The following is a 19179-nucleotide window of genomic DNA, read 5'->3' as shown; positions in this document are numbered from 1 at the left end:
ACCATCCTTTTAATTTTATCAATAACATTTTAAAGAAAACGCCTTACAAACATAGGCACCCATTAAATTCTCACTCTTTATCAGTTATTTATTATCAATTAGGAATGGGTGGGAATATTGTTTATTCTCATTATCCACTACTTAATATAAAAATTAACTTTTATTAATAGAGCCCTAAATATAAGCCTTTAGGTGAATAAAGTTCGAATATAATCTATATAAAGCTCCAAAAGGGTATTTGATATATATTCTTACAAAAAATTTACAAAGAATTTTTATGAACATATAGCGTGAAGACTTATGTAAACACAATGCTACATAAGCCTTCGTCACTATATAACTCTATTATTGGAATCCTAATAAGTGACCTACATGATATACGAGGAACGCGGCCCCCCACGCAAGTGCGCAAGAGTAAAGGATAAAGAATCCAAGCCATGCCCAACCGCCTGCTTCACGTTTAAATACAGCCATAGCTGCAAAACATGGAGGGTAAATAAGTACAAACATCATCAAGCCTATCGCTACTAGTGGCGTAAAGGACTCGTCTTGACGTAAATACTCTTGTAATGGTTGTTCATTTTCTTCATCAGCAGTTACCGCATAAATCGTACCAAGGGTACTTACCATAACTTCTTTTGCTGCTAGAGCGGTAATCAAGGATACGCTCATCTTCCAGTCAAAGCCAAGTGGACGCATAATTGGCTCAATAGTGCGACCAATCATAGCAGCATAAGAACCTTGAATTTTTTCTGCTGCTTGCAATTCATCAATTTCGCCAATTTCTTCGTCTTTTGCCAAATCATTTTGATAAATAGACCAAGCTACTGGGAATAAAGCAGCATTGTCAGCTTCTAATCCTTTGAAATATTCTGGCACTTCAACAACTGATGCGTCATTAGTAGCTTCAGTCGTTTCGTCAGCTGTAGCTTCAGCAGTTGTTGCTTCAGCTGCTTCCTCTTCAGCCCCTTCTTCTTCTGCAGCAGCATCTTGTTCTTCTTGAATAGCAGTCATTTGATCTACTAAGTTCATAACAGGTTCTTTTTGCTCATCTGTAGTTAAACCTGCTTGAGCTAAAATAGAATCTGCTTTTGCATCATAGGTTTGTGTTACAGTTTCACGAGCTGCATCGAAATCTTGGGAATACTGAACATCTTGAGGATAGGATGCTAAGAACCAAATAATAACTGATGCGGCTAAAATGAAAGTGCCCGCTTTCTTTAAGTAAAGAACAGCGCGTTCCCACATGTGTAATAATACACTCTTAAGTGTTGGCATATGGTATGGAGGTAATTCCATAACAAATGGTTCAGACTCACCAGGGAATAAGAATTTACGGAAAATTTTAGCCATAATAACAGCTAACACAATGCCTGCCAAGTAAATAGCAAACAAAGCAGTGCCTCGTTGTCCAACTGGGAAGAAGGCGCCAATAAACAAGGTATATACTGGCAAACGAGCACTACAAGTCATAAATTGAGACACGAGAATCGTAATCATGCGGTCGCGACGATTATCTAAAATACGCGCCCCCATGATGGCTGGAATACTACAACCATAACCGATTAATAATGGAATAAATGATTTACCATGTAAACCACAAGCGCGCATTACGCGGTCCATTACAAAAGCAGCACGTGCCATATAGCCAGTGTCTTCTAAGAAGGCAATACCTAAGAATAAAAGCACGATAAGTGGCACGAAGCTCATAACAGCCCCTACCCCAGCGATGATACCATCTACTACGAGAGATTGTAATTGTCCTTCTGGAATCACTGTAGTCGCCCAAGTACCGAGCGCGGCGAATGCATCTTCAATCCAACCTTGTGGATAAGCACCGATTTCATTTACAAAATTAAATAAAAGCCACATAATGCCTAAGAAGATTGGAAGACCTAATACGCGATGAGTTAGCACTTTATCGATACGATCTGATTTAGTTTCAAGCTCTTTAGCTTCCCCTTGCAAACATTCATTGAAGGTAGCAACAGCAAAACGATGGCGATATTCTTGGAAAATAATTTCTAAATCTACTTTGCCACTAAGTTCTGCGCGAAGTGCGTCCGCTTCAATAAGAATTGCTTCAGTATTTTCAAACACTTTTACTTTATTTACTACATCATGGTCATTTTCAAGTAATTTAATGGCAACCCAGCGAATTGGATAGCTAATAGTGCCCGCTTCTTCAATTTTAGTTACAAGCTTTTGAATAGCTGGTTCTAATAAATCGCCATAATTTACTGTAGCTAGTTGAATATCTTCTTGCTTCGTTACATCCACTACAGCTTGAAGTAATTCTTTTGTCCCCACATTGTTGCGACCTACAGTCTTAACAATGCTAGCGCCAGTAAGTTCGCTAAGCTTTTTCACATCGATGTTGATGCCCATTTCTTCGGCCACATCAGACATGTTGAGGGCTAACACTAAAGGACGCTCTAATTCAATTAGCTGTGCTGCTAAATAAAGATTACGTTCTAAATTAGAAGCATCTAATACATTAACAATTACATCTGGTTCATCATTGATAATTGTATTACGTGCTACTAATTCATCTAGGGAGCGCGCTGTTAAGCTATAAGTACCTGGTAAGTCGATAAATAGTAAATCGCTACCATTGAACTTACATTCCCCTTCTTTCTTTTCTACTGTAACACCTGGATAGTTACCTACATGTTGTTTAGATCCAGTAATATTATTAAAAATTGTTGTTTTACCACAGTTCGGATTCCCTGCTAAGGCAATGCGAATGGTAGTGGCAGTTTGGTCACTCATTCTAAGCCTCCTGACTCGTATCTACGTCGATTGTTGCTGCTTCACTTACACGTAAAGCTAAGTCAAAGTTTTTTACCTTTATTTCTACAGGGTCTCCGAGAGGAGCAAATTTGATTACACGCACTGCAGTACCTGGAACTAAACCCATGTCAATAAGACGATGTTTAATATTTCCAGTTCCGCGTAGGTTAGTAATCACGCCTGCTTCTCCTGGCTTCAGCTGTGCCAATTGTTTTATCATCCCTACACCTCCTTGTTGGCAAAACGCAATACTTTCATCCCTAAACTTATAGGTATCACATTTTTTATGTTTCATTATGCCAATAATGATAAATAATTACAGTTTGATTATAGCACATGAAGCCATAAATTCAATAACCACTTTCATTTCGAATCTTTTAGAAGTATATCGAAATTACTGAATTTTCATTCTCAATCCCTTATACACCAATGAGTTTAATAGTATAGCCTATTCATTATACTTTCATTTTCATTTGAGAGTGTTTATCTTTTTACTAAAATGAGTTAAAATAGGCTATTTTTATCAAAAATCACTATAATAAATAATCATTTTCAATACGTTTTCAATATGCAAATTTCGCAAAAAGTATATATCCTTTACTCATACAGATTAATAAGTGGGTTATTCTTTAGTGACATACGCCTTATAATTTGCAAATAGAGACACTGACTACATTTATCCACCTACTAATAAAAGTATTTAATACGTTTCATGTTTAATCGAGTTTATATTTTAGACGACTCGTGTTTAATATAGAAATGTCCCGTAAGAATTTAAGCTTTATCCTCTTCTATGCTATAATAATATAGATAATATAGATACATATAAATATGCTGAAATGTATTTACTAAGGTCTTAGACAAACATATATAGCCTTGTACATCAAATCATTCTTGCAGCTTGTAAATAAAGAAAGGACATTCATTATGAAATCATTTAAAACACTAGGGGTTACTGAAGCCCTTATTGACCTGCTAGCTAAGCAGGGTATAAAAGAGCCCACCCCGATTCAGGAGCAGGCAATACCACCAGCCTTTAAAGGTGTAGATTTAATCGCTAAAGCCCAGACCGGCACTGGTAAAACCTTGGCCTTCTTACTTCCTATACTTCAACGTATCAATGTAGAAGTATTCCAGGAGCAAGCTTTAATTATTGCGCCAACTCGTGAGCTAGTAAAACAAATATCAGATACAGCTAAATCTTTGGGTGAAGCCTTAGGAGTGGATATCCTTCCCCTCATTGGAGGGCGCACTATTGAAGGTCAACTGCAACAATTAGGCCGTCGGCCTCATGTAATTCTAGGTACCCCAGGACGACTTCTGGACCATGTAGCGCGTGGCTCTCTACAACTAGAAACTGTGCGTCGGGTAGTCCTAGACGAAGCCGATCAAATGCTTCACATGGGCTTCTTACCAGATGTAGAGTCTTTAATCGAGCACACAAATCCTAATCGCCAATTACTTCTCTTCTCTGCTACGATTCCTGACCGTGTGCGAGCTCTCGCTAAAACCTATATGACAAAGCCTATGTCGGTAACTGTTAAGGGCTCTAATGTAACACTTGATACTATAGAGCAACGAGTCCTTATGGTTTCAGAAGAAAAAAAATTAGAGCGCTTAATCAAACAACTACAAGAGGACAATCCTTATTTAGCCATTGTATTCTGTAATAAAAAAGAGGGCGCTATTCGTCTCTCCTATGAATTAACTGCAGCAGGGTTTAATATTGGTGAACTTCATGGAGACTTAAGCCAAGGTCGACGCACTCAAATACTAAAGGACTTTGCTCGTGCACGTACGCAAATCTTAGTGGCTACTGATATTGCCGCTCGCGGTATTGATATTGAAGGCATTAGCCATGTATATAACTATGATGTGCCTCATGATGTAGATTATTATATTCACCGCATTGGTCGTACTGGCCGTGCTGGTACATCAGGTATAGCCATTACCTTCGCTACAGCCGCTGACGAAAGCTGGCTACGCCGTATAGAGCGAGCTATTGAAGCCACTTTGACTAAATACACTGCCGATGGCCAAATTAAAACTAAAGGCAAGGCAAAAGCACCTAAGAAAGAAGTGACGCCTAAAAAAGCTAAAATCACTTCTAATTATCAGGCTACTAAGGCAAAACGCCATAAGGCAACTGGACATAAGGGGGCGAACACGCGCGTAAGACGCTCTCGGTCTAAGTAAAGGCGAGCTGTTCTAGGGCTTTAGATAGCTTGCTGTTTTACTAATCTTTATTTAGAAATAATAAAAGCAGGGCTTCTCCCGAAAACCCAGAAATGGTTTTCTTGGAGAAGCCCTGCTTTTTATATATTTTTCTTTATTATCTATATTCCAGCAAGTTATCTCTTTCGGCTTGAACAACTCGATTTTAAGACCTCGTTTGTTGGAAGTAAGGGAATCTTATGCTTTGGATATAAGATATCATGGCTAAGATAGTGGTTTTCTTGGAGAAGGGGCATTCCTTTTTTTACCTTAATATACACTTTTAGCTAGGCTTATGAACCTCGCTTTTAAGATCTCGTTTGTTGGAAATATTAGGGACTTGTAGCTTATCTTTAAAGTCTCACACTTTTATTTATAAATACTAGGTTTGCCTTCTACATCGGCGACACTGGTTCTGCAACTAGGGAAGTTACTGCAACGCCAAGTATTTTGTCCCTGGTCTTTCATGTGCACTAATTGCCCTGTTTTGCACCGTGGACAAGTATAGTTTGGCGCATCACTAGTATTATTAGTTTGCGCCGCATCAGCTATAGCCCTGGCTAAACGCGTGTCTTGCATTTCATTATTCCCTGAATTGAAGCCCATTCCCATGCCATTATTACTCACACCACCTACCGGCTTTGTATGACGGCAGGCAGGAAAATTAGAACAGCCATAAAATTCGCCAAATTTGCCCCTCCGTTTTTGCAAGACCCCTTTGCCACATTTAGGGCAAGGTTCTTGTGGCCCAAACGCTTCACCAAGACTCGTATGATTTGAATTACTTGAACTAGTATTTGTACTGCTATCTTTTTTTACCACGCGAACAGTGTTGGCAATATTAAAGCCATCCGTATCCAGTCCATCAGCCTGCCCCCACACGCCAGTGGCATTGGCTTTGCGAATTAATCGCCCTAAAAAGTCTACCTGGTCTGACAAGAACGACTCTAAGGTGCCCTCCCCATCACTCATGGCTGCCAAACGTTCTTCCCACACTGCTGTTTCGTCTGGATATAGCATCTCTTCAGGTAGTGCATCCACTAATAAATAACCCAAGTCAGTGGGTTGAATGATTTTCTTCTTTCCTTTGACTGACATAAATTTGCGATTAATTAATTCATCAATAATGGTCGCGCGAGTTGCTTCTGTACCAATGCCAGATACCGCTTTTAACTGTTTTTTCAGATCTTCATTTTTTACATATTTATGAATTTCCTTCATAGCCTGCAATAAAGTAGCTGCTGTAAAGCGACTTGGTGGCTTAGTTTGCTTCGCATCAATGGCTACATTATCAACCTGTACAGAGTCACCTTTTTTTACTACAGGAAGTTCACCACTATCTTCAATAGCTGGTCCTTTACCATCGCCATTATTTTCGCCTTCATCATTATCAGCATCATCATCGGTAGCCTCAAATTTAGCTTTCTTAGCTTTTTGAAAGAGTTCTTTCCAACCTAATACAGTGACTACACGGCCATGAGCCACAAAATGCTCATCATCCTGTAATACAGTTAACTTAGTTTGTTCGTATTCATGTTCAGGATAAAACTGTCCTATATAAGACTGGCCAATGAGGAAATATATATTTCGCTCCATAACTGGCAAAGTCTCTATGTTACAAGGCACTGTGGTAGGGATAATAGCATGATGGGCAGTAATCTTTTTATCATTCCAAGCTCTTGATTTTATAGATACATCAGCTTTACTAGCCCACTCCCCTAATTTACCTGAATTCTGTGCTAAATTTTTAATAATCGCCGTCCGATCAGCATATTGATTTTCTGGCAAATAATCACAATCAGACCGCGGATAGGTGGTCAATTTCTTTTCATATAATTTCTGTGCTATATCAAGTACTTGTTGTGGATCATAGCCATAGGCCTTACCGGCTGCAACCTGCAAAGCAGACAGCGATAAAGGCAAACGTTGCGCTTCTTTTTTCTTATTCTTCTCGCGCTTTTCAATAATCCCCATTTTACTATCCATCAGTCGTTTAGCAAGCTCTTCTGCAATTTCTCGCTTTAATAAACGTCCCTCTGGATCTAAGCCAATTTGTTCATCCTTTGATTGCCAAGTAGCCCAGAACTTGCCATTCACATGTTCATAGCATACTTTTAATGTATAGTAATCTAATGGCACAAAATTTTCTAATTCTCGCTCGCGACGAACTACTAACGCTAAGGTTGGTGTCTTAACACGGCCAATAGGAAAGGTAACTTTATTCCCCATACGGCGCTGTGCCAAAGTATAGGCTCGAGATAGATTCATCCCAATGAGCCAATCTGCTCGTGCCCGCGCTAAGGCAGATTGCTGTAAATTATAGAAATCTTTATTATCTCGTAAATCACCTAGTGCTGCACGAATTGATTTTTCATCTAATGCATTCAATAAAATTCGCTGTACAGGCTTTGTATTATTTACATACAGCAAAATCTCATCGATTAAGAGCTGTCCTTCTCTATCCGGGTCACCAGCATTGACTATAATATCGGCCTTTTCTATAAGATCCTTAATGGTATGAAATTGCTTTTCACTACTCTTAGTGATTAAAAGCTTCCACTCTTCAGGTACTATAGGCAAATCAGCTGCATTCCAGCGCTTATATTTAGGATCATAATCTCCAGGCTCCGCCTGCTCCAGCACATGACCGAAGGCCCAAGTTACTACATCATCCCCTTGTATGATATAACCATCGCGACGCTGAACGCGTTGCTGCTCTGGCAAATATTTACTTATTTCTCGTCCCATACTTGGTTTTTCTGCAATAAATAATCTCATAGGACCTCCTTTGTATCTTATTTATTATACAATAAAGTTCCATTTAACGTAACAGACGATTCACAAAAACATCCACCTTATTAGAGTCAATCTACATTCTTAATGACAAATCCAGCAATTCTAGTATATAATTTTAAGGATAGATATTTATAATTTGAGGTGACAACATGACATTTTTAGACGAGGTAAAACGTCGTCGTACGTTTGCTATTATATCTCACCCTGATGCGGGTAAAACAACATTAACAGAAAAGCTCTTACTATACGGTGGCGCCATTCATCTTGCAGGCTCCGTTAAATCTCGTAAAACACAGAAATATGCTGTATCTGACTGGATGGAAATCGAAAAACAACGTGGTATTTCTGTAACAAGTTCAGTGCTTCAATTTGATTATGATGGCTGCCGTGTCAACATTCTTGATACACCTGGTCACCAAGACTTCTCTGAGGATACGTATCGCACTTTGATGGCCGCAGACAGCGCTGTCATGCTCATTGACGTCGCCAAAGGCGTAGAAGCACAGACTAAAAAACTGTTTGCAGTCTGTAAAGAACGAGGAATTCCTATCTTTACTTTCGTCAACAAAATTGACCACTTCGGCCGTAATCCATTTGATTTAATGGAAGAAATTGAAAACTCCCTGGGTATTCGTGCTGTGCCTATGAATTGGCCTGTTGGCATCAATGGAGAGTATCAAGGCATTTATGACCGTGCCACTCATACAGTCGATTTATTTGCTAAGGATGAAACTCATGGCCAGAAAAAATTAGCATCCACTAAAGAATCTGTAGACGATCCAGCATTCCGCGAGCTCTTAGGTGAAGAAGTGCATCAATCACTAATTGATGATATTGAATTACTTGATGTAGCTGGTGACGAATTTGACTTTGATAAAGTTCGTGCTGGTGAATTAACACCTATGTTCTTTGGCTCCGCTATGACAAACTTCGGGGTTAAACCATTCCTAGAAAAATTCCTCGACTTAGCGCCATCGCCAGCACCACGTCAAGCTTTGGAGGAAACAGTAGAAGCTACAGGCGAAGACTTCTCTGCCTTTGTATTTAAAATCCAAGCTAATATGAATCCGAATCATCATGACCGTATTGTTTTCATGCGTATTTGCTCTGGTAAATTCGAAAAAGGCATGTCTGTACTTCATCGTCAGTCAGGTAAATCGCTTCGCTTGGCACAGCCACAACAATTCTTGGCTACAGAGCGTACCATTATTGATGAAGCCTACCCTGGCGATATTATTGGTGTATTCGATGCTGGCACTATGGGCGTAGGCGACACATTATGCGCCGCGAATCATAAACTCACCTTCAGCGACTTTCCTGTCTTCCCTCCTGAATTCTTTGCTCGTGTCAGTCCAAAAGATACGATGAAACGCAAGCAATTCCAAAAAGGGATGACTCAGCTCGCTCAAGAAGGGGCCGTACAAATCTTCGAACAACCACATTCACTAGATTCCTTTATTGTAGGCGCTGTAGGTATGCTTCAATTTGAAGTGCTTCAATATCGCTTACGCAATGAATATGGCGTAGAGCCTATTACAGATTCACTCCCATACAGTGTAGCTCGCTGGGTAAAAGGAAATGTCGATATTAAATCCTTAAAAGGTTTAGACAATGCTATGGTAGTAAAAGACAATCGCGATCGCACTGTTATTTTAATCAGCAATGAATGGCAAATGGGGTGGGTAGAAGAACGCAATCCAGATGTAACCTTCCTCAAAACGCCATCTCTTAATGACCATTTAGACAACGAGTAATATCTAAATACCAAACTGCTCAATAGCAACTTGGATTCGGATAGTCATTTAGACAAGAAATACACTATACAATCAAAAACACCTCGGTAGTAATTTTACATACCGAGGTGTTTTTATTAATATAAAGGCATTAAATTAGCCAATTGTATATAGCCCTGGTCTCGCAAACTATCACGTAAAGCCCAAGTGGCCTCTATAAATTCAATATAATGTAAGCGCAAAGTAAAACTCGTATAGGAGTTCATCCCCTCAAACACAGCTACGCGCGGTAAATTGTACATATTCGCGCCACGCTTAGCATTCCCTGCCTGCACAGTAAGCGCCAATTTATAACCGGCTGCTTTCGTATAGGCTTCTATACGCGAATCAGTAAAGCCACAAGGAAAGGCAATATACTCAATAGGATGATGTAGCGCCTGCTCTAGTAAAACCTTTGATTTAGATAGCTCTTGCTGCACAGCATCGTCTGATAGCTGACGCAAATCCTTATGTGAATAGGTATGTGACTCAACTGTAATCCCCGCCGCTTCCATAGCGCGAAGTTGTTCTTCTGTCATAAACCGCGGCTGGCCAATAGAGTCAGCAATCATAAATACAGTAGCGGTCATACCGTATTTCTGTAAAATAGGCAATGCATTTTTATAATTATCTTCATACCCATCATCAAAGGTAATTAGAACAGGTTTATCTGGCAGAGCCGTGCCATTTTGCAAATAATCATATAATTGATCCATAGTTATGGCATGATAGCCATTATCCTTTAAATACTTCATTTGAGCTTCGAAATCCCAAGTTCGCATAGTCAAAGGAGACCAAAGTTCATCATTCACTTCGTGATAATTTAAAATGGGCACACCACGCATGGAATACATCGATGCGGTGCTCCAGAAAAATGCTAAATACGCACCTATACAAATAGCTACACCTAAAATTGCACAGGCACATCCTATAAAAATATTCTGTTTTCTCATGAGTTACCTAACTCCCATGTACCTTCCTACTGACTTGGCTGATTATATAATTCGCTCCACGCATTGGCAATCGTGGCAAACTCCTGTAAATCAAAAGTCTCACCACGACGATTGCCATCGATGCCCGCTTTAGTTAAAATAGCTTCAATTTGCTCTTTTTTTAGACCTGTGGTCTTCATCGTGTTGCTAAAAGTTTTTCTTCTTTGCGCAAAGGCAGCCTTAATCACTCTAAACAAAATTGCTTCTTCCATAACATCAACTGGTGGCTTTGGACGCAATTTACAGCGCACCACTGAGCTCGTCACTTCAGGCGCTGGTAAAAATGATTTAGGCAGCACATCAAACACAATTTCCGGCTCCGTATAATATTGTACTGCTACCGATAAAGCACCATAAGCTTTAGTCCCTGGCGTAGCAACCATGCGCTCAGCCACTTCCTTTTGCACCATCACCACGAGGCGTTCAATAGGAAGCTTCATCTCTAATAGAGACATAATAATAGGCGTTGTAATATAATATGGTAAATTTGCCACTACCTTAAAAGGCTTATAATTCATCAACTCAGGAATATTTACTTTTAAAATATCGCCGTGAACAATTTGTACATTATCATAGCTTTCCAAGGTATGGTCCAACACTTCTAATAAACGGCGATCTAACTCCACGGCAGTTACACTGGCACCACTTTGGGCTAAACCTTGTGTTAAGGTACCAATACCAGGCCCTACTTCTAGAACCGGCTCACCTGGTTCTAATTCCGCAGCTCTCACTATATCGTCCACTACACGGCGAGATATAAGAAAGTTTTGCCCTAATTTCTTACTCATATGAATGCCAAATCGCTTACATATATAATGTACAACCTCCGGACTGGCAATAACTGATTCTAAAATGCTCAATGATAGCTCCTTTTATATATTTAATACAGCCGCATCGAATTCTTCACGGCTAATGCCATAATGATTTAATCGATATAAAAATTGCTTACTATTTCCATAGCCAATTCCTAATAAAGCGCCTAATTTGTCACGTCGTGCTACACTATTAGGTGCCCCAGACAAGCCATGACGAATAATATCGCTAATACTGAACTCTTCTGAAGAAGTCATAGTATGGGTATGCAAGCTGGCTAAGGCTTTGCGTATAGCTTCAGGTGAAGCCTGCTCCACGCCTAAATCATTATTGGCGATGGCGTCTTCGCGAGGAATGAAGGCATGTTGTGCATTAGGGAATTTTTTACTTAAAAATCGTCGAATTCGCTCCCCTGCCGTATCTGGATCGGTAAGTATAATAATGCCTCGCTTTTCATAGGCATATTGGATTTGCTTTAGCACTGCTTTACGCAATGTAAATCCTTCGGTCATAATGCAATCAGCTTCAATTGCTTTAGCAATTTGCTGTACATCAGACTTTCCTTCTACGACTAAAACTTCTTTTAACATGACCTTTTCCTTTCTCTATTACATCGCTACTATTTTACCAAATAATAAAGGAGCGGTAAACCATTATAGTTTACCGCTCCTTTATTTGTTTTACGAAGTGTTAAGTATATGCTGCACGCTCATCTTAGCTAAGCTTAAGTACATATATTTAAACAAATATATCTAACTAAGCTCAGTAAGTAATTTACTTATTTCAGTATATATACTTCTATGGACTGTCTACCAAATTCCATGGCTTCGCTATAGGTATCCATCAATAAATCGATGCGATTTCCTAAAATAGCGCCGCCTGTATCAGCTGCAATAGCCATACCATAACCTGGAATGTATAGACGTGAACCTAATGGAATTACATCAGGGTCAACTGCCACAACACCACGTCTTGCTACCATGCCTGTAGCTGTGATGCCTCGACCATCACCATCAGTAGGTAAGTACGCACTCGCTTCCATTGTAAGCACCTCACGGTATCGTACAGTGCCTCGAGAGGTTTCTACAACTGCTTCTCGAGTTCCTACTTTAATAATAGTCGGTACCATCTTCTTAATTTCATTATGATTAAGAATTTGTCGTTTTATTTCTTTACCATCTTGATAGAAAACTTCTTCTTCTACAGATTCTACGCCAGCTGTACCTTCTTGAACAAGTTCTTCTTGCCCAATAGCCATCGTATCATCTCGTTCACGAATGACCTGTACTTCTACAGGTCGCTCATAATTTTTTACAGAACGACTTGTTACTCGAGCAATGGTCACTTCACTATTACTTGTTAAATGAGTGTTGCCATCCTCTAATGGTACATAATTAGGTGCCTTATATCCCAACTCATCAGCTAAGCCTTGGGCTGTTGTTTGCACAGTCATAACAGTTTTTGCTTGACCATCAACAGTAACTTTTACAGGAAATGCTCTGACTACAGTAACTACTGTGCCATTCTCCAAAGACGCTGTACTTAATAAGATAGCATCTTTAGGATTGAGCGAAATCTTGGCATCACGTAAAATCCCCTCCGCTGAGTTGAGGTGTGTCTTAACAATCTGTGTCTGACCATCTACATTGAGAGTCACTGTTTTTTCATTCCAAGCAAAGCCTGAAACGCTAACGAACACAATTGCTAAGAGTATCAGAACTAGGAACATGTGACGCTTTGCAAGAGTCACAATATTACTCTTCTGAATTACTAGATATTTTGTCATCTAATCCCTCCTGCTTTGCCATTCTACCACAAGAGGATATATTAAGTCAAACAAACGAACTAGTATATAAAACTCCACCGTATTTGACGGGATTCTTAAATTTCAAGAAGCAACGCCTAAGCCTTGTTATGTCTTTTATCAGAGGACACTTTCGGTTCAAACTACATTTTGAAGAAATTTTTCTAACTCAAACCATTCACTCCGTATTCATTTAAGTAATAATACAGGACATAGTAAATCCTGTATCCCAAAACTTAGGCCTACTCTAAGGTAAGGGCGTATCTAAAAAATAAAAAGCACAAGAGCCAGAAAAATTTACTTCTAGCTCTCATGCTCAAGCTTATTTGTTAACCTACAAATTATTTTGATAAGTCAAAATTTAATGCTAAATTCATAAAAATTTAACCAATCGACTTTAATCATTTCCAATTTCATCGTTCAATAACTTTTAAACGAATTGTTAATTTTAGCACCTATTTATTGGTCCTTATACATAGGTTGCATTTGTTCAATTACAGTCAATTTAGGCTTCTCACTAGCCTGCTTAGCAGCCTTCATTAAAAGACTTTGAGCAGAAATAGGGTTCTCCCTCGCTACAATCTTGCGATAGGAACCATCAGCACTCATAATATGAGCTTTTTGATTGTCTGCTAAATACAGTTTTAATATGCCTAAAATACGCTCTTTATGACGCTTTTCCTCAATTGGTATCATCAATTCTACGCGCTCATTCAAGTTGCGTGGCATCCAGTCAGCACTGGACAAGAATACATCGTCTTTACCGCCATGACGGAAGTAGAACAGGCGATGATGTTCTAAGAAACGCCCCACAATAGAGCGAACTTGTATAGTATCACTTACGCCTTCAATACCAGGTCGCAAGGTACAAATACCGCGAATAATCAAATCAATTTTTACGCCATGAGAGGCTGCTTCATAGAGTTTAGCTACTACATATTTATCGAGCAAAGAATTCATCTTAGCAATAATATACGCTTCTTCACCACGTTTAGCACATTCGATTTCTTCATCAATATTGGCTATAATCTTCTCTCTTAAGTTAAGTGGCGCTACGATAAATTTGTTCCACATCGGAGGATCAGAATAACCAGAAATTAAGTTGAAGAAGGACGATGCATCTTCCCCATACTGGTCATTGCAGGTAAAAATACCACAGTCAGTATATAAGCGTGCAGTTTTACCATTATAGTTGCCCGTAGCTAAGTGTACATAACGGCGAATGGCATCATCTTCACGGCGCACCACCATGGTAATCTTCGAATGCGTTTTAAGGCCTTTTAAACCATATATTACATGACAACCAGCTTTTTCTAGGCGGCGTGCCATCAAAATATTATTCTCTTCATCAAAGCGCGCCTTTACTTCCATTAAGACTGTTACTTGTTTACCATTATCAGCGGCCTTAATTAAGGACGAAATAATTGGTGAATTGCCACTAACGCGATACAATGTTTGCTTAATGGCCAGTACCTTAGGATCTTGTGCTGCTTGGGCTACAAAATCCTCCACTGTTCTAAACGTTTCAAATGGATGATGTACAAAAATATCTTCACTGCGAATTATGTCAAAAATATTCTCTTCTTCATGGCCCACAATATCGGCTGGTTCACAAGGTTCAAATGGCGTATAGCGCAAGTGGTCATATCCATCAATATCACAGAAGCCAAAATACATGCACAAGTCTAGCGGTCCATTAACCATAAAGGCATCATTAGGCTTTAATTGCAAACTGTCTAAGATAAACTGTAATAACCCTTCATCACCATCACCAGCTACTTCTAAACGAACAGAAGCACCACGACGACGACGGCGCAAGGATTCTTCCATTTCACGAAGCAAGTCTTTAGCTTCTTCTTCATCAATTTCTAAATCCGCATCACGGGTCACTCGGAAAGTCATGCTCTTTAAAATTTCATAACCTACAAAGAAGGCCTCGCAGTAATAAGTAATAATATCCTCTAAGTAAATGAAGTATCGTTTATCGGTGAGACTCGGCACTTCTACGATACGATTAAGGACTGATGGAATCGGTAAAATGGCAATTTTAGCTTCTTTGTCTTCTTCCGTTTCTTCTACAGCGCGCTTAATCTGCACCACTGTATTCATCGTTTTATTCGCTAAGAAAGGAAATGGATGCCCAGAGTCAACCGCCAATGGTGTCACTACAGGGTACACCACTTGCTCAAAATATTGGTGCAACCAATCTAGCTGGCTGCTAGTCAAATCACCGGGCTTAACAAAGAAAAGATTCTCTTCCTCTAATTGTGTTAGCACATGGCGCAAATACGTATATTGAACACGAACTAAGCGCTTAGCAGACTCATCAATAGCCTTTAGCTGAGCTGTAGCATCCATATGAGCGGCATCATATTTTACAATGCCATTCTCCTCTTGATGACGAAGCCCGGCCACACGAATCATATAGAATTCATCTAAATTTGAGCTAGTAATCGCTAAAAAACGCAAGCGCTCTAATAGTGGATTGGTGTTGTCTATGGATTCTTGTAATACTCTCTGATTAAATTTTAACCAAGATAACTCTCGATTAAAATAATATGAATGGTCTCGAAACATAATTATTTGCCTCCCACTTTGAGTTTTACTTGTAGCCCAAAGATTTCACTAAAATACTCAGTTTCTCGTTCAAAAGTCCAACTTTCTAACGATATATCTTTATCAGTATGCGCTTCAATAAGAAGTGTTTTTGCCTTGCTCTTTACAGAGATGCGGCTAATTTTATTTTTATGGCTTACATCTAAAGCTCGCGCTAATCGCAAAATAGCTACTAATTTAGTAACCCATATTTTTTGCACCTCTTTTAAGTATCTAAAGTTCTCATCATCATTGCCTGGTCGCCCTTTGTAATGATAATACACAACATTAGCTACTACTTCTTTCTCTCGGTCAGATAGGCCAAATAAATCAGTTCCCATAACAATATGGTAGCCATGCTCACTATGATTGCGAAGGCTTACAAATTTCCCCACCTCCGCCAATATAGCGGCAATGCGCATCACAAAGGACATGCGATCCGTTATGCCATGCTCAGCTAACGCATCACAAAGTTGCAATGAAAAGCGTTCCACTTCTCGCGCATGATGCTCATCTACCTGAAAGCGTCGTGCGATAGCGCGAGCTAATTGCATATTTTGCTCACGCATCATATATAAATAATTATTTGGATATGTTTCAGAGCCATAGTATAAGATAACCCCATCCACAAAGCTAGAGGAGCTAACCAAAAGACATTGTGGCTGCACCATTTTAAGTAATTCTTTGTAGAGAACTATGGTCGGCATAAGAATGTTAGCACGATATTCCGGCACTTGGTAGCGATTCACTAATTTAGTGGCTGAAATACCATGAAAACTTTCTACGAATTCATCAAATTGTTTAGGCAAAAGTGAAAGTGTTTCTTTACCATCCGCTTCAAAGCCCATCAATCTAGCCACCTCACGGGCCTCATCGCCAGAGAGGACTAAATATTTTACATTAAATCGGCTCACTTCTTCCTGCACCGGGGATAACATACTGTGCAAGTATTCCCCTACAGCATCTGGAAAGCTTAAGGAAGAGCGTTGATTGCGATTAAAGGACTCCATAACGCGCAAAGTTCCTAAATGGACATTCTCCTGGAATAAGAGGGCGCCCCCCTTCCAAACAGTAATGCCCACACCGCCAGATGTAATATCTAAAAATAAGGCTGCATCTTCAGTATCTGTTAAACCTTGACGCATCATGTGATAGTAGAGGCCAAAATATTTATAATAAATTTCCTTTGGCATATCCACGACTTCCACTTTAAAGCCAGTTTGAATAAATATTTGGTCTAAAATGCTAAGTCGGTTTTCCGCTTCCCTTACAATGGCCGTAGCATACACTTTATACTCCGTTACGCCATATTCTTCCATGAGCCGTTTATAGCCTTTTAACAAGCGACATAAATCTTCAATAGTATTAAAAGATAATCGTTTACTGTGGAAGAGCTCTTCACCAAATGCTACATTCTTAGAAGCATATTCAATTACTTTTACCTCATCAATTGAAGTGTATTCAACGATGGTAATACTCATACTACTAGCACCTAAATGGATAATGCCAAATAGATGCGCTTTACTTTTGCCCATACGATACCCTCCTTATAGGGATTCGTGCCACCTTACGATTAAGTTTTTCTTAAAATCCTTTTTACACTGTTTATTCAGCTTTGCAATCATTACGTCAGCCATAGACATATCCTTATTGGCCTTAGTCCATACATTGACAATAATATCCTTAGGAGTAAATTCAGTATTCACTGATACAGCAGATTGTTCATGACTCTCATCAATCGCTTCTGCAATGGCAATTAACAGTGATACTTGACTTAAAATCGGTAAATCATTCCCTTTTAACAAACGGCCATAAGGCGAGGTTTTAATAAATTTATTATTCGCCCCATGTGTATTAGATGCCATAAAGCCACAAATAGCTTGCTCCCGATGCGTTAAGCCATATAAATTACTATTGGCAATAATATACGCACTATGACGGGCGTGGCTATAATAATTGACCACCTTACCGATATCATGTAAGAGAGCTGTAACGCGCAATAACTCACGCATACGCTCTGGCCATTCATATTCTTTACACCATTGTTCAAATAAGGCATCACTTAGGCGAGCAATGTATTTAGAATGAATAAGATCAATTTTATTCATACCTAATAAAATATTTTCAGCAGAATGAATTAAAATATTATCCATAATGCCACTTGGATTTAAATAATGCTCCCCATAGTATTTATAGAACAAGCCATCACGTAAGCCACAACCGCTGACAATCATCACTTGGGAATCAGTGTACTGCATAAGCTCACGCACAACGGCAGTACCGGCAATAATGATATCTGCGCGCTCCTGAGATAAGCCATTGATCTTCTTGCGTTGACTTAATGTCTTAGAGCATACAGACTCATAAATTTCCTCCAAGCGGTCAAAAGTCAATTCATAATTGTGAAGCTTAGCAATAGGATAATTATGGGCACGTTGATCTATTTTAGCTAAATTACGTGCTGTACCACCAATACCGATGAGAGGTAGTTTTTTATCCTTAAGCCACTTTTGCTCTTTTAACACCTCTTGAATATGATTCAACATAGACTTGCGCTCTTTTTCGGACATCTCAGCCCCTTCTTGATAAGTCCCTGTCAATGTCAACGCCCCCATGGGCAAGCTCACGGACTCAACAATTTTGCGATTATTTACTAGCGTTACCTCTACACTGGCGCCACCTAAGTCGAATAAGATAAAATCATCTAAGCCAATAGTATTGACCACACCAAGGAACCCAAGGTGTGCCTCTTCTAAGCCGTCAATACAAACTAGGTTAATCCCAGTTTGTTGTTTAACTAATTCTAAAAACTCTGGTCCATTATCAGCTAATCGAACCGCAGCCGTAGCTACTGCAATAATCTCATCGCTATCCATAGCCGTCGCCATATGAGAAAAGGCCGTCAAAGTCTTAATAGCACGTTCAATAGCCTCATCTGTGAGTCGATTATGATCCCACATATTTTCACTCAAGCGAATACTCTCTTTTTGTTGATAAATAAGCTGATAGCTACCGCTGTCTTTAATTTCAGTAATAACAAAGCGTACAGAGTTAGAGCCTAAATCTATAAAGGAAACACGTTTCATGTTAACATCCTCTCGTTCAAAATAATATATACTTTAATCTTACATAAAGTAATCCATTATTTCAAGGATAAAAGCTCTCTTATCTTTATAGTAAAGTCTCGCCACTTTGTACAGTAAAACTTTAGTATACTTTGTAAGCTTTTAGTAAAGTATATATAAGAAAAAGCGTATAATCTCCACCGTCTACGCCTTATCAAAGCATAGCATTGAAGATTATACGCTTCCTTTATATCCTATTTAATACGCTATTAAACTCCCTATTTAATACACTTTATTTTATGTATAAATAGATTGTATTTTACGTACTGCTAATT

Annotated in this window: 12 protein-coding genes; 2 read left to right on the top strand and 10 right to left on the bottom strand. The window is 39.2% G+C overall.

Translation table 11 applies throughout. The features are described from left to right. Positions 1 to 345 precede the first annotated feature (345 nt). The gene (gene feoB / locus QZR90_RS04740; RefSeq protein WP_295789348.1) at positions 346 to 2772 is read right to left on the bottom strand and encodes a ferrous iron transport protein B; all 2427 of its coding nucleotides are present in this window, start codon (positions 2770 to 2772) and stop codon (positions 346 to 348) included. Between the two features lies 1 nt (position 2773). Continuing rightward, the gene (locus QZR90_RS04735) at positions 2774 to 3013 is read right to left on the bottom strand and encodes a ferrous iron transport protein A (RefSeq protein ID WP_295789346.1); all 240 of its coding nucleotides are present in this window, start codon (positions 3011 to 3013) and stop codon (positions 2774 to 2776) included. A 707-nt stretch (positions 3014 to 3720) separates the two neighbouring features. On the opposite strand from QZR90_RS04735, the gene QZR90_RS04730 reads away from it, so the two are divergent. Further along, positions 3721 to 4989 carry a DEAD/DEAH box helicase gene (locus QZR90_RS04730; protein WP_295789343.1) on the top strand — a complete coding sequence of 423 codons (1269 nt, stop codon included), beginning with the start codon at positions 3721 to 3723 and terminating at the stop codon, positions 4987 to 4989. Between the two features lie 387 nt (positions 4990 to 5376). On the opposite strand, the gene QZR90_RS04725 is transcribed toward QZR90_RS04730, so the two are convergent. Continuing rightward, entirely contained in the window at positions 5377 to 7785 is a 2409-nt protein-coding gene (locus QZR90_RS04725; RefSeq protein WP_295789340.1) for a DNA topoisomerase 3, read from the bottom strand. Positions 7786 to 7952: 167 nt separating this feature from the next. Here QZR90_RS04725 and QZR90_RS04720 point away from each other — a divergent pair, with 167 nt between their 5' ends. After that, positions 7953 to 9557, top strand: a complete 1605-nt coding sequence (locus QZR90_RS04720; RefSeq protein ID WP_295789337.1) for a peptide chain release factor 3 — start codon at positions 7953 to 7955, stop codon at positions 9555 to 9557. Positions 9558 to 9673: 116 nt separating this feature from the next. Here the strand turns inward: QZR90_RS04720 and QZR90_RS04715 are convergent, their stop codons facing one another. The 7 genes from QZR90_RS04715 to QZR90_RS04685 all read right to left on the bottom strand — a co-directional run bounded on the left by QZR90_RS04715 (position 9674) and on the right by QZR90_RS04685 (position 18865). Beyond that, positions 9674 to 10528, bottom strand: coding sequence for a polysaccharide deacetylase family protein (locus QZR90_RS04715; protein WP_295789335.1), 855 nt, complete (start codon positions 10526 to 10528; stop codon positions 9674 to 9676). 26 nt (positions 10529 to 10554) lie between these two features. Further along, positions 10555 to 11421: a 16S rRNA (adenine(1518)-N(6)/adenine(1519)-N(6))-dimethyltransferase RsmA gene (rsmA, locus tag QZR90_RS04710; RefSeq protein WP_295789482.1), complete on the bottom strand. Its 867-nt coding sequence runs from the start codon at positions 11419 to 11421 to the stop codon at positions 10555 to 10557. Positions 11422 to 11439: 18 nt separating this feature from the next. Continuing rightward, a complete protein-coding gene (gene rnmV / locus QZR90_RS04705; protein WP_295789332.1) occupies positions 11440 to 11970 on the bottom strand; it encodes a ribonuclease M5 in 531 nt (176 codons plus the stop codon). Positions 11971 to 12158: 188 nt separating this feature from the next. Then, positions 12159 to 13166, bottom strand: a complete 1008-nt coding sequence (locus tag QZR90_RS04700) for a 3D domain-containing protein (RefSeq protein ID WP_295789330.1) — start codon at positions 13164 to 13166, stop codon at positions 12159 to 12161. A 477-nt stretch (positions 13167 to 13643) separates the two neighbouring features. Then, positions 13644 to 15761 carry an RNA degradosome polyphosphate kinase gene (locus QZR90_RS04695; RefSeq protein WP_295789327.1) on the bottom strand — a complete coding sequence of 706 codons (2118 nt, stop codon included), beginning with the start codon at positions 15759 to 15761 and terminating at the stop codon, positions 13644 to 13646. Between the two features lie 2 nt (positions 15762 to 15763). Further along, positions 15764 to 17314: a phosphatase gene (locus QZR90_RS04690; protein ID WP_295789324.1), complete on the bottom strand. Its 1551-nt coding sequence runs from the start codon at positions 17312 to 17314 to the stop codon at positions 15764 to 15766. Between the two features lie 12 nt (positions 17315 to 17326). Beyond that, the gene (locus QZR90_RS04685; RefSeq protein ID WP_295789322.1) at positions 17327 to 18865 is read right to left on the bottom strand and encodes a Ppx/GppA phosphatase family protein; all 1539 of its coding nucleotides are present in this window, start codon (positions 18863 to 18865) and stop codon (positions 17327 to 17329) included. Positions 18866 to 19179: the final 314 nt, after the last annotated feature.

The sequence above is a fragment of the uncultured Veillonella sp. genome (assembly GCF_900545795.1).
Lineage (GTDB): Bacteria > Bacillota > Negativicutes > Veillonellales > Veillonellaceae > Veillonella_A.
Note: the sequence above shows the minus strand (reverse complement) of the source record. Positions and strands in the feature narration are given on the sequence as shown.